The organism is Scytonema sp. UIC 10036 (genome assembly GCF_009725235.1).
This window is the reverse complement of record NZ_WJFC01000093.1, coordinates 35350-47298: the sequence shown is the minus strand read 5'-3', so window position 1 is coordinate 47298 and position 11949 is coordinate 35350. Positions and strand designations below refer to the sequence as shown.

Sequence of the window (11949 nt, the reverse complement as noted above, 5' to 3'; positions counted from 1 at the left end):
CAAAATACAAAATCCAAAATCCAAAATCCAAAATCCAAAATCCAAAATCCAAAATCCAAAATCCAAAATCCAAAATTTACCTATGCCACTTATCAAAGTCCAAACTTCTGTATCAACTCCTGCAAAAGCTGAAATTGAAACACTGCTCAAAAATTTATCAGCCAAGTTAGCCAAACATACAGGCAAACCAGAATCTTATGTGATGACAGCTTTTGAAACCGAAATTCCCATGACATTTGGTGGGACAGCAGATCCCGTTTGTTACATAGAAATCAAGAGTATCGGAACAATGCTGCCACAACAAACTAAGGAAATGAGCCAAGATTTTTGCCAAGAAATTAATCAAGTATTAGGCGTCCCTCAAGATCGAATATATATAGAGTTTGCAGATTCTAGAGCTACAATGTGGGGTTGGAACGGTTCAACTTTTGGTTAATTTCGGATTCCGATTTGATTTTTGAAATATCATGTAGATAGGGCGATGCCTCACACATCAAGCTTTTGTGAGGCATCGCCCTCCCTACAGTACTACAGTACTTAAAATTTTTTAGGAATGATTGTGGGCATTTTGCTGAACCTGCAAGTGCATTGTTAAAACATCTTATAAGCAAGCCCATTATTGAAACTACTGTTTCGCAACGAGCTATCAACCAGAATCAAGAATATATTGTCCTTTTTACGTGATATTCGCGCTTGATGCTTTGCGTCAGCAGGAAGCTGAATGGTTACAACTGAAGCATGAAAAATACTCCAGTCGCATTACTATCGAGACATATCTTGAACCAAATTCTGAGATTACGATTCGTATCAAAGACAATGGACTGGGAATCTCACTGGAGGTGAAAACCCGATTGTTCGATCCTTTCTTCACAACCAAACCAGTTGGCAAAGGGACTGGTTTAGGGTTGTCAATTTGTTATCAAATTGTTGTAGAAAAGCATGGCTGTAAATTAGAGTGCATATCGCAACCAGGACAAGGCACGGAATTTCTGATTGCAATCCCGATAAAACAGTGACCAGTGACTAGTGACTAGTGACCAATGACAAATAACTTTTGACAAATGACAGATGACACTTTTCCTCTACTATTGTTTAATATCGGGAATCCTAACTTGGATATACTACGTGGTACTAGGTCATCATGGCAAAATCTAAGAAGACCGCTCATCAAATCAATCTCAGAGATTCACAATACTACCTTAACCGGGAGTTAAGCTGGCTGGAATTTAATAAAAGGGTGTTACATGAAGCCTGTGACCCACGCACGTCCCTTATAGAACGTCTGAAGTTTCTGGCAATCTTTAGCTCTAATTTGGATGAGTTCTTTATGGTGCGTGTTGCTGCACTGAAGGAACAAGTAGAAGCCAAAATAAGCGTGGTCACTTTTGATGGTCGTACACCTCAGCAGCAACTTGAAGAGATTAGTGTGGCTTTACGTCCATTAATTGCTCGGCAACACGAACAGTTTGAAAAAAGCTTGCGACCCCAACTGGCTGAGCACGGAATCCATATTTTAGACTACATAAACTTATCGGAAAGGCAAAAAAATTATCTAGACCAGTACTACGAAGAACAAATTTTTCCTGTCATTACTCCCCTCGCTGTCGATCCGAGTCATCCTTTCCCTTATATCTCCAATCTCAGTCTGAATTTGGCTGTTATGGTCAAAAATCCGGAAACAGAAGAGGAGTTGTTCGCTAGGGTTAAAGTTCCTACTGTTTTACCGCGATTTTTGCCTTTACCGCTAGAGTTGGGAGTTCAGGATTCAGAAAAGCCTGCTATTTGGACTGGTGTACCTCTAGAACAAGCAATTGCCCACAATCTAGAGTCCTTGTTTCCTGGAATGAATATTCAGGAATATCATATGTTCCGCATCACTCGTGATGCAGATTTGGAATTGGAAGAAGATGAAGCTGACGATCTATTACTAGCAATTGAACACGAGCTGAGAAAGCGGCGTGTTGGTGGTTCTCCTTTAAGGTTAGAAATACACTCTCAAACTCCTGAATCAGTCAGAAAACGGCTGTTAGAGGAGCTGGAATTAACGGAAAACGATGTCTATCAAGTAGATGGTTTGATGGGGCTAAAGGATTTGATGTTTTTTATGTCAATGCCAGTTCCAGAACTGAAAGACGAACCATGGAAGTCTGTAGTTCCTGTCCGCTTGCAACGGATTAAGGAGCCAAGTATAAACTCCAACCTGCGAGAGATAGAGGAAGGAAAAGATTTTTTTTCAGTTATTCAAGAAAAGGATATGCTCGTACATCATCCATATCAATCCTTTTCATCAACTGTTGTGCGCTTTATTACCAGTGCAGCCTACGATCCCAATGTGCTAGCAATTAAGATGACTCTCTACCGAACATCTTTTGACTCGCCAATCCTGAATGCCTTAATTGCTGCAGCTGAAAATGGCAAGCAGGTTTCTGTACTGGTAGAACTTAAGGCACGATTTGATGAAGAAAACAATATTAAGTGGGCAAAGCGTCTGGAAAGTGTTGGAGTTCACGTTGTTTATGGTTTGGTAGGTTTGAAGACTCATTGCAAAACTGTTATGGTAGTGCGGCGCGAACAAGAGCGCATTCGTCGCTATGTACATATTGGAACTGGTAACTATAATCCAAAAACTGCACGACTGTATACCGACTTGGGATTATTTAGCTGTCATGAGGATTTAGGCGCTGATATTACAGATGTTTTCAATTTCTTGACAGGATATTCTCGGCAAAAGTCTTACCGACTGCTGTTGGTAGCTCCCGTGAATATGCGCGATCGCTTTATTTCTTTGATCCATCGAGAAATTGAAAATGTTCAAAACGGTTTGAGCGGGCGCATTGTTGCTAAGATGAACTCTCTAGTCGATCCAGAAATCATTTCGGTATTGTATCAAGCTTCTCGTGCAGGCGTACAAATTGACTTGATTGTACGAGGTATATGCTGTTTGCGTCCTGGGTTGAAAGACATTAGTGACAATATTCGCGTTATCAGTATTGTTGGTCGTTTTCTAGAGCACTCTCGCATATATTATTTCTACAACAATGGAAAGGAAGAAATTTATATTGGTAGTGCCGACTGGATGCCTCGTAACTTGGATCGTCGAGTAGAAGTCATTACTCCTATCTTAGATCCAGATATCGCTAAAGATTTGCAGGAAATTTTGGGAATTATGCTCGCAGATAATCGTCAGGCTTGGGAATTACAACAAGATGGTAGTTATATCCAAAGACATCCTGTTGAAGATTGCCCAGATGCAAGCTCGCAAAAAATTCTCATGTCTATGGCTTCAAGCATGAATGCAAGTCCTGCAAATACTGTTAGTACAAATACGAAGAAAAGTTCATCACAACTTGACAATTAGCTCACAATATTTTGATAATTAATCGGTTCTTGTTCCTGATAGAACTTTCTTTTTTGACACATTAGTTTATATGCCATTGGAACTGAGAAATTATTCAACCATTGGATAGAGTGAGTTCAGCTGCCTGTTCTCATAAACTATAAAAGTTATCCTATATTATCTCTAGTTCCCTAGGATGTTGATGTTGTCCTGTGAGTCTTCTACCTTAAGAGTTATCGTGGTTGATGACCACGAATTAACTCGTTTAACCTTGAAATTAGCGTTTTCTTGCCAAGAAAATATTCATGTAGTGGGTTTAGCTAGCAATGGTCAAGAAGCCATAGAATTGGTTGAACGTACTCAGCCGGATGTAATCGTTCTAGATTTACAAATGCCAATTATGGATGGTTGGGATGCATCTCGTCACATTAAAGCCATTGCCCCAAATACTCAAATCATTGCTTACTCCTCTGTCGAGGACGTTAAGCTTCAAGATACCAAAGAAGTTGGTAGTTTGGATGCTTTTTGTAAAAAGGATGTACCTACAAAAGAACTGATTGCTTTAGTTAGGCAATTAGGCAAGAAATCTGAAAATCACTCAGTAGCCAGTTAAACTATGCTGTATGGGGAACTTGGGCAATCAGCAACTCAATTGGACTTTGGCGTATAAAAAAATCTTATTTTTTAAGTGCGTCAGTAGAATTGCAGCTTGACAATTGCTATTGACGCAAGTTTTGCATTTGACAACCTATTGTACTCAAATTATTTCTGTATCAGGAAAGGTGCGTCTAAACTCATCAATTAAATCATCCATTTCTTCGAGCGCTTGATTTACGTCTACTCTTAAAGTTCCCAAGTTAGGTTTTTCCAGAAGATTCATTAGGTACTCGCGTTTAGCTCTGACTAGGGCTACTCTTTCTTTAAGTGTTTGTGCATCCATTGTTGTGTTTTTATCTTAAAAAAATATTCTTACATTTAAACTTAGCGCAAAAACGCAAGCTTTTAAATGCTTAATGAATTATTTTTAGCTTCACGCAAAGACGCACTCTAGAAAATAGGGAGTGGGTAGTAGGTAGTGGGAGGTAAGAAATTGTCGTTCCCTCGTTATGGACTATTCCCCCTGGGGATCTAGCTTGTGAATAGCCACTAAATAGTAGTACAAAAGAAATACTTGGAATTTGTACTATAGAGAAATCATGTTACGCCAATTTTCTTTGGGAACGCTTGGATTAACTGTCGGTGGGATTTTAACAATAATCGGCTTTGTGGCTTATGCTGCAGACAATGCTACACTCAATCTGGTTGGATTTTTTTATGGGATTCCTCTTCTTTTAGGAGGATTAGCTCTCAAAGCTAACGAAATTTCACCTGTGCCTTTTAGTCAACCGACAACACCACAGGTATTGGCATTACGAGAGAAACAGGCAACTTCTACTCAAACTAAAATTCGCAAAGACTTGACTCGATATTGCTACGGTCAAGATGCTCACTTCGATAAATCTCTTGAATTTTTGGGTCTTGGGTCCTCAGATGAAGATAGACCGGAAATATCAGGACTGCGAGAAACAGAAATTAATGGAGCTTATGCCCTAATTTTAGAATTTAATTCACCTTCCGTGCCAATTGATATATGGCAAAAAAAGCAGGAAAAAATGACTAATTATTTCGGTCCTGGTGTGGAGGTTTCAGTCACACAACCAGATTCAAATAAAATTGAGTTGGCTTTGGTTGTAAATTCAAAGAGTTAGTGGTTAGTGGTTAGTGGTTAGTAGTTAGTAGTTAGTAGTTAGTAGTTAGTAGTTAGTAGTTAGTGGTGAACAACTAACAACTAACTACTAACCACTATCAACTATCAACTAACAAAATTCACTTTTCCAATCGAACTGCATACCATTGTAAATATTGACCTTGCCCAACATCTAATTCACAACTTGTATCTATCAAATATTTTGCCTGTTCTTCGGGTGAATTGAACGATCGCAAATCTGGCGTTAACTCTTCAGGTTCAATGTTTTGTATAATGCCTTTTAGCTTTTCAAGTAATTCTAACACAGTCAAAAATTGCTCTGTTTGATTTGTTTCTAAAACAACAAAATAATCTTGACTATACATTAATGAGTCTGGCATATAAACTAATATTGTAAGGTTTACTATAATTTTACCTTCTGTGTATACCTTCTTGCGACTATCCTTACCAGTCCAATACGGAAAAGAAAAGCACGAGAACTAGTAATTGGACATCAGAGTATGGGAATTATAAAAGAAACATCTTTTAACTTTAGTTTGTTAGTCAAGGCATGGTGTAGCGGTAGAGTGTAATGACCACTGTACCACAATCGTGTTGTCTATTTTACAGAATGCTTTATGGAATGCAGCTCATGTCCGGCATAAGCCAATTTTCTATCTCCAACGACCCCCCTTTAATTCTTGTTGCTGACGATGATAAGACCATTCGGATGCTGTTGCGTGAAGTGATGGAAAAAGAAGGTTATCGTGTGGTGGATGTCTCTAATGGCAAACAGTGTCTGGAGACATTCACAACCGTTAAACCAGACCTCATTTTGTTAGACGCTGTCATGCCAGTTATGGATGGCTTTACTTGTTGCAAGCAATTGACTCAGCTGTCCAGAACTCTTTTTGCTTCGGGTCTTGTACACTCTATGCCAGGATTCTCTTTTGGTAATAGTACGATTTCAAGACTGTGCGATCGCATTCCCATTTTAATGATTACAGGTTTAGAAGATTCTGAATCAGTAGATCGGGCTTTTGAGGCAGGAGCAAGCGATTATGTAACCAAACCAATTCATTGGGCAGTGCTACGCCAACGGGTCAAAAGACTGCTACAGCAAGCACAACTTTACAAACAGTTAGAGGCAGTGACCCAAGCTTTACAAGAACTTGCTAATGTTGATGGTTTAACTGGAGTTGCAAATCGCCGTCGTTTTGACCAATATTTAAACGCTCAGTGGTTAAACTCGGTAGAAGAACAATTGCCGTTATCTTTAATATTATGCGATATAGATTATTTTAAACTTTACAACGATAAGTACGGTCACATCACTGGAGACGCTTGTTTGCAAAAAGTTGCCAACGTCCTAAGTCGTACATCTGAGAAAAATCAGGATTTGGTAGCGCGTTACGGTGGTGAAGAATTTGCTGTAATTATGCCCAACACACATACAACTCGTGCAGTTCACGTTGCCGCTGCCATGCAAGCGGGCGTTAGAGAACTGGAAATTGAGCATATTGAATCGACAGTTAGCCACTTCATTACCCTAAGTGTAGGAGTAGCCACGACTGTTCCCAAGTTTGAATTTTCTCCAACCACTTTAATTATGGCGGCAGATAAGGCTCTTTACAAAGCAAAAGCAGAGGGGCGCAATCGAATAATTCTCAAGCAGTTGAATCTTTAACTGGGTAAAATTTATATCTCACTTGCACTCCAAAGTTAACGCGATCGCGGCCACAAGCGAATTACGAGTCCAGTCAAGACAGCAAATACGATCCCTGAACTTACGCTATATGCCAGTGGGATACCAGGGTCTAACCATAAAGCTTTGTCGTCAAATTGTATAGGTTCTTGTTGGGTATTTTGCTGTTGTTGTGAGAAGAGTTTTCTCAAGGGGCCCTCAACTTGACCTTTTTTTTCATTCCTCCGCCCAAGATAAAACCGTGCGGTTGTGGGATAGACAGGGAAACCAAATAGGTCATGTTCTATGTGGAGGGCGGGCGAGGACGCCTACCCCACGTTCACAGGATAATTTATTCTTGGCAATCCCTAGATACGTTCAGCACCCGGTTGCCCATCTTGAACGACAAACGATGCTAGAGTGCTGAGAGTTGCATTCTGTTCGCGGATGGTAGAAACAACTCGGAAATCAGTTTGCCAAATATTTTGTGTAAGAGAACAACGTACATAACCTCGGTTTCTACCGTCGAAGAATTTGGTATGAGGATTGTCAGCTAGGGCGGCTGTCACCGGAGGAATGAAGACCTCAGGGAAGTCAGAGGTAATTGAGGTACCAACAAACTCGGTAGCAACGGTTGGTGAGTTTGGGTCATCGAAGTTAGTGTTTAGGTCGTGTACCCAACTAGAATGGATGTCACCAGTAATGACAACTGGGTTGCTGGGTTTCTGTTGTTCGATGAATTCTAGTATGCGATCGCGCTGAACGACATAACCATCCCACTGATCCATGTTAAAAACTTGTTGATTTGGGGTAGCATCAAAGTCGTATTGTCCAAACATAACCTGCTGAGCAAGAATGTTCCAGCGAGACTGAGACTGACTCAAACCTTGGAATAGCCAATTTTCTTGCTCTGTACCTGTTAGAGTTGCATTTGGATCGAAGGCTTGAGCACAACGGGGTTTTAAGCCGTCATCGCAGGGCTGATCGGTGCGGTATTGACGGGTATCCAGTACGTTAAACTCGGCAATGTTTCCAAAGGTGAAGCGCCGATAAAGCTGTAAATTAGGACCTTGCGGTAGCGATGTTCGACGCAGGGGCATATGTTCGTAGTAAGCCTGGTAAGCGTTGGCTCTGCGAGTGACAAACGCTGCTGGATCTTGATTCTCTTCAGGTATCAAACTAGCGTAGTTGTTTTCTACTTCGTGGTCATCCCAAGTGACTATCCAGGGAAAAGCAGCATGAGATGCTTGTAAGTTGGGATCGGTTTTGTATAGGGCGTGGCGGTTTCGGTAGTCAGCAAGGGTGACAATCTCTGGACTGTTGTGTTGGCGAGGTCCTCCTGGCTGAGGACCGTACTCATAAATGTAGTCACCTAAATGAACAACTAAATCCAAATCTTCTTTGGCTAGGTGTTGATAAGCTGTATAATAACCGTTCTGCCAATCCTGACAATTAGCAAAGGCAAAGCGAAACTTATCAACACGAGCACCATATGCTGGGGCTGTGCGGGTACGACCAATAGGACTAACTTCATTCCCTACCTTGAATTGATACCAGTACCAACGGTCAGGTTGTAACCCGCCTACATCTACGTGAACTGAGTGTGCAAAATTGGGGGTTGCCAGCACCGTGCCTGTTCGCACGACTTCTTTCATATTTTCATCTAAGGCAACTTGCCATTGTACTGGCACGTTAACAGATGGCATTCCACCTCCATTTAACGGATCGGGTGCTAGTCGCGTCCAGAGCACTATACTATCTGGCAGGGGATCGCCGGAAGCTATGCCCAGACTGAAGGGATAAGCAGAAAAACTAGGCTGCGCTAAAACTCTGTGATTCCACTGAGTTGCGATCGCACCTGCAGTTACTGCCCCAGCACCAATTAAAAAGCGCCGTCGCTTGACTCTACTAGATAGCAAGCGATCGAGATGAAAACGCTCCATATGTATTTTTATGAATTTTGAAGAGATGGAATGAGAGGTTACAGAAGCGGATTTGGTATCAAACCCAGCTAAATGTTGCAAGATTAGGCTATCAACTAGGTTTTAAGCCACTATTAAGAGGTTGTTAATATTTTGATAAATACTAATTGTCTATCGGTAGTAAATAATTTAAGAGATTTCCAAATAATAAATGATTCCTCTTATGGGACAGGCTGGTGTCTACCACATAAGTTGTGATGGGTGAAACGCTTTCCTCTCTCTTTCCCAGCCTCTGGCACAGAATACAGGCTGCGAGGCTCTGCCTCTCACTCCAGGTAGGGTACAGGAGGCAGAGCCTCCCTTAAGGCATTCCCAGGCGGAGCCTGGGAACGAGGTGGGGGGTCTGATGGGGGGTCTGAACCACCAGTTGCCAACTGTATCCTTGAATAAGTCGGGGAGCTTGCAGCCCCTAAAGCCGATGACGGGATTTGAACCCGTGACCTGCTGATTACGAATCAGCTGCTCTACCGCTGAGCCACATCGGCGTCCATAATACAAGATTATAACAGTATTTACATCATGATAGACCCCAACAGCAAAAATCGCATGAAATCCGAGCAATACGCCCGCTTAAAAGCAGAGGCAGCAGCGCCCTATAGAGGTTTGCGGATGTTTATTTACATCGCTTGTGGTGCTTCTGGTTTTATTGGTATGTTCATCTTCCTAACACAGTTATTAGCTGGACGAGATGTTGAAAGCGCATTGCCTAATTTAGCACTTCAAATAGGAATAGTTACCTTAATGGTTTTTCTTTGGCGTTGGGAGCAACGTCGCCAAAAGTAAAGCGTGGTGCATTGTATAACTATTATGAATATTAAATTCTGAACTTTTTTCCTCTTGTCGAGTCTCGATCTACACAACTATTTCACAGACAGCTTAACAATTGTACACAATGGACAATAAAAAGATAAAAAAAATTAAAAAAATATTAGGAAATCTGGAAATCGCAAAAATTCTGAGAAGCTAGTATTTATTCAAACGGGGTCAGCTTATATAAAGACCCTGAATATAAACAGAAACTAAAAAAAGGGTCAGTCAAAATTTTAAAGACCCTATTGTTAAGAAAACGCGATAAATACTAAATGCCAGAACAAACAAACTGTTGGTTCTGGCACTTTTTGCGGTGGTTAGTGGTTGGTAGGGGCGCAAGGCCTTGCGCCCGTACATGGTTAGTAGTTAGCCACTAACAACTAACAACTAACCACTAACCCCCATTTATGGAGTCCTAACTAGGTACGGAGAAGGTATTGGTTGCAGGCTACCTCTGTTAACGAGTGCTTGGTAAACAAAAGCTGCAACTTCTGCTCTAGTTGCTTGACGGTTGGGGTTAAGTTGCTTAACTGAAGGGTAATTAACCACTAGTTGTTTTGTAGTCGCTGCTGCTATGGGACCTGCAGCGTAATTGGGAATTTGGGAGGCGTCACTGTAGACAGATAAAACATTTTGGCTATCTGCAGATAGTCCCAATCCATTAGCTAAGGACACTAGTGCTTGCACTCGCGGAATTTGTTGTTCCGGTTTAAAAGTCTTATCAGGATAGCCAGATACAAAACCACCTTGGTAAGCAGATTGAATCACTTGGTAAGCCCAAAAATTGCGGCTTACATCGTTGAAACTAGAGGTTTCGCGTTTGGGGCTTGGTGCAAATGCTTTACTAATAATGGCAGCAAATTGGGCGCGAGTGACTGGTTCATTGGGTTTAAAAGAACCATCGGGGAACCCAGCAATAATATTTTTAGCGGCTAGTGCTTCAATATAGGTTTTTGCCCAATAACCTGCTGGCACATCTGTGAAAGCTGTCGCAATGCCACCACCCGATGGTGCTTCAACTTTGGCTGCAACGAAGTCAACTTTGCCAGAAATTCGCTTCTCATCAATATCATTACCAACAGCAATTATTGTGTTGCCTGTGGTCGCATTGAGTACATCAAAGAATTTTTTAATATCCTTTTTACCGTTATTACGGATTATGTTCTTACCAGGATTTTCTGCTGTTCCTAAATCTGGTTGTGCATTTTGAATGACAACTAGACCGTGATCTCGGTTATCTTGAATAACGTTATTACGGAGTACTGGTTTAGAAGATCCATTAACTACAACACCGCCATTATTTTGAATAATCTGGTTATCAGTAATTAAAGGTGATGCTAAATCGCTTACTGCAACACCAAAACCAGTATTCTGAAACAAGTTATTGCGAACCTCTCCCTGAGCAGATTTAGCTACAGAAATTCCGTTGCCTTTATTTTGAATAAAGACGTTATTTTCGATTTTTGGATTGGCTTTACCCGTAACAAAAACGCCCTCACGCACGCTGTTGGTAAAAGTAGAGTTGCTGACTCCTGCATTGGATGTTTCAATCCACACTCCAGTACCACGGTTTTCTGGATTAGTCACTGTGACTCCACTAATCGCACTATCGTTTTGGGCTAGGATTGCTACATTCTGACGCGCAAACGTGGGACTGATAAAATTACCACTGCCTACAATTAATATTCCTTGACCTTTGGTGGATTCGTCCCCGCGTAGCGTTACGCCCGGTGCGATTACCAGTGGAAAGACTTCTCCACTTTCTTGACTGTAGGTACCGGGAGCTAGTTGAATAACTGTACCTGCTTTAGCTTGCTTGAGAGCGTAGGTGATAGTTTTGTAAGCTTTTGCTTCTGAAGTCCCAGCATCAGGACTATCTTGACCCGTTTCTGGATTAATGTAAAGAGTAGTTGCGCCAACAGGTACTTGTGCTGTTGTCATGGTCGCATTCACTTTTTGAGGCACTTCTCCTGCGTTTACCTCTTTTTCTGGAAGGATAAATCCACCAGTGACTGCTAATAAAGCACCTAGTCCTACTGGTAACGCATGAATGTGAAAGTTTTTTGATTGCGGAATGTTAAATCCCTGGTGTGTCATCTTGATTTGTGGTTTTAAATGTACAAAATTAGACTTAACTGAAGGATTAAGTGTCAAGCATAAAGAATGAAAAAGTTGTTCATACTTCATACTTCATCCTTCATACTTCATCCTTTCAACTCAATCCGGCTATTTACAAGCTTTTTAGCTGTGAAACTTATGCAAAACTATAGCCGAAGACATATGCCTTGGCAGCTGGGTTCCCTGGGAAAAAAAAGGATTTTTATCGTTAAGTTTTGTACAATTAAATAACCATGTAAATACTGATAGTAGTCGTTTAATTTACTACCAGTTACCCTCCGCCTCATCTCGT

The 11949-nt window shown here is 41.2% G+C and carries 12 protein-coding genes and 1 tRNA gene; 7 read left to right on the top strand and 6 right to left on the bottom strand.

Annotated elements, in window-relative coordinates; all coding sequences use genetic code 11:
• The first annotated feature begins 82 nt into the window (after positions 1 to 82).
• The 4 genes from F7734_RS34000 to F7734_RS33985 all read left to right on the top strand — a co-directional run bounded on the left by F7734_RS34000 (position 83) and on the right by F7734_RS33985 (position 3950).
• Positions 83 to 436, top strand: coding sequence for a phenylpyruvate tautomerase MIF-related protein (locus tag F7734_RS34000; protein WP_155748941.1), 354 nt, complete (start codon positions 83 to 85; stop codon positions 434 to 436).
• Between the two features lie 244 nt (positions 437 to 680).
• On the top strand, positions 681 to 1016 hold the full coding sequence (locus F7734_RS33995) for an ATP-binding protein (protein ID WP_347566334.1): 336 nt from the start codon (positions 681 to 683) through the stop codon (positions 1014 to 1016).
• Between the two features lie 125 nt (positions 1017 to 1141).
• Entirely contained in the window at positions 1142 to 3358 is a 2217-nt protein-coding gene (gene ppk1, locus F7734_RS33990; RefSeq protein WP_155748940.1) for a polyphosphate kinase 1, read from the top strand.
• A gap of 175 nt (positions 3359 to 3533) precedes the next feature.
• Positions 3534 to 3950 (top strand): response regulator transcription factor, encoded by a 417-nt coding sequence (locus tag F7734_RS33985; RefSeq protein WP_155748939.1) that lies wholly within the window; start codon positions 3534 to 3536, stop codon positions 3948 to 3950.
• A gap of 144 nt (positions 3951 to 4094) precedes the next feature.
• Here F7734_RS33985 and F7734_RS33980 read toward each other — a convergent pair whose 3' ends face one another.
• Positions 4095 to 4277 (bottom strand): hypothetical protein, encoded by a 183-nt coding sequence (locus F7734_RS33980; RefSeq protein ID WP_155748938.1) that lies wholly within the window; start codon positions 4275 to 4277, stop codon positions 4095 to 4097.
• A gap of 256 nt (positions 4278 to 4533) precedes the next feature.
• Between F7734_RS33980 and F7734_RS33975 the strand changes: the two genes are divergently transcribed.
• Positions 4534 to 5085 (top strand): DUF2854 domain-containing protein, encoded by a 552-nt coding sequence (locus tag F7734_RS33975; RefSeq protein ID WP_155748937.1) that lies wholly within the window; start codon positions 4534 to 4536, stop codon positions 5083 to 5085.
• 118 nt (positions 5086 to 5203) lie between these two features.
• Here the strand turns inward: F7734_RS33975 and F7734_RS33970 are convergent, their stop codons facing one another.
• Positions 5204 to 5464, bottom strand: coding sequence for a chlororespiratory reduction protein 7 (locus F7734_RS33970; RefSeq protein WP_155748936.1), 261 nt, complete (start codon positions 5462 to 5464; stop codon positions 5204 to 5206).
• Positions 5465 to 5715: 251 nt separating this feature from the next.
• Between F7734_RS33970 and F7734_RS33965 the strand changes: the two genes are divergently transcribed.
• The gene (locus F7734_RS33965) at positions 5716 to 6750 is read left to right on the top strand and encodes a PleD family two-component system response regulator (RefSeq protein ID WP_155748935.1); all 1035 of its coding nucleotides are present in this window, start codon (positions 5716 to 5718) and stop codon (positions 6748 to 6750) included.
• 35 nt (positions 6751 to 6785) lie between these two features.
• Here the strand turns inward: F7734_RS33965 and F7734_RS33960 are convergent, their stop codons facing one another.
• From F7734_RS33960 to F7734_RS33950, 3 genes are all read right to left on the bottom strand, one after another.
• Complete coding sequence (locus F7734_RS33960; RefSeq protein WP_155748934.1) at positions 6786 to 6959, bottom strand: hypothetical protein; 174 nt, start codon at positions 6957 to 6959, stop codon at positions 6786 to 6788.
• Positions 6960 to 7115: 156 nt separating this feature from the next.
• Complete coding sequence (locus F7734_RS33955) at positions 7116 to 8690, bottom strand: alkaline phosphatase (protein ID WP_155748933.1); 1575 nt, start codon at positions 8688 to 8690, stop codon at positions 7116 to 7118.
• Positions 8691 to 9142: 452 nt separating this feature from the next.
• Positions 9143 to 9214: transfer RNA gene (locus F7734_RS33950), tRNA-Thr, on the bottom strand.
• 34 nt (positions 9215 to 9248) lie between these two features.
• Here F7734_RS33950 and F7734_RS33945 point away from each other — a divergent pair.
• Positions 9249 to 9512 carry a DUF3493 domain-containing protein gene (locus F7734_RS33945; protein WP_155748932.1) on the top strand — a complete coding sequence of 88 codons (264 nt, stop codon included), beginning with the start codon at positions 9249 to 9251 and terminating at the stop codon, positions 9510 to 9512.
• 432 nt (positions 9513 to 9944) lie between these two features.
• Here F7734_RS33945 and F7734_RS33940 read toward each other — a convergent pair whose 3' ends face one another.
• Positions 9945 to 11636, bottom strand: a complete 1692-nt coding sequence (locus F7734_RS33940) for a DUF1565 domain-containing protein (protein WP_155748944.1) — start codon at positions 11634 to 11636, stop codon at positions 9945 to 9947.
• Positions 11637 to 11949 lie beyond the last annotated feature (313 nt).

Coding starts and splice junctions, on each gene's coding strand:
- F7734_RS34000 (WP_155748941.1), top strand. CDS start 83: ATGCCACTTATCAAAGTCCAAACTTCTGTATCAACTCCTGCAAAAGCT.
- ppk1 (WP_155748940.1), top strand. CDS start 1,142: ATGGCAAAATCTAAGAAGACCGCTCATCAAATCAATCTCAGAGATTCA.
- F7734_RS33985 (WP_155748939.1), top strand. CDS start 3,534: ATGTTGATGTTGTCCTGTGAGTCTTCTACCTTAAGAGTTATCGTGGTT.
- F7734_RS33980 (WP_155748938.1), bottom strand. CDS start 4,277: ATGGATGCACAAACACTTAAAGAAAGAGTAGCCCTAGTCAGAGCTAAA.
- F7734_RS33975 (WP_155748937.1), top strand. CDS start 4,534: ATGTTACGCCAATTTTCTTTGGGAACGCTTGGATTAACTGTCGGTGGG.
- F7734_RS33970 (WP_155748936.1), bottom strand. CDS start 5,464: ATGCCAGACTCATTAATGTATAGTCAAGATTATTTTGTTGTTTTAGAA.
- F7734_RS33965 (WP_155748935.1), top strand. CDS start 5,716: ATGTCCGGCATAAGCCAATTTTCTATCTCCAACGACCCCCCTTTAATT.
- F7734_RS33955 (WP_155748933.1), bottom strand. CDS start 8,690: ATGGAGCGTTTTCATCTCGATCGCTTGCTATCTAGTAGAGTCAAGCGA.
- F7734_RS33945 (WP_155748932.1), top strand. CDS start 9,249: ATGATAGACCCCAACAGCAAAAATCGCATGAAATCCGAGCAATACGCC.
- F7734_RS33940 (WP_155748944.1), bottom strand. CDS start 11,636: ATGACACACCAGGGATTTAACATTCCGCAATCAAAAAACTTTCACATT.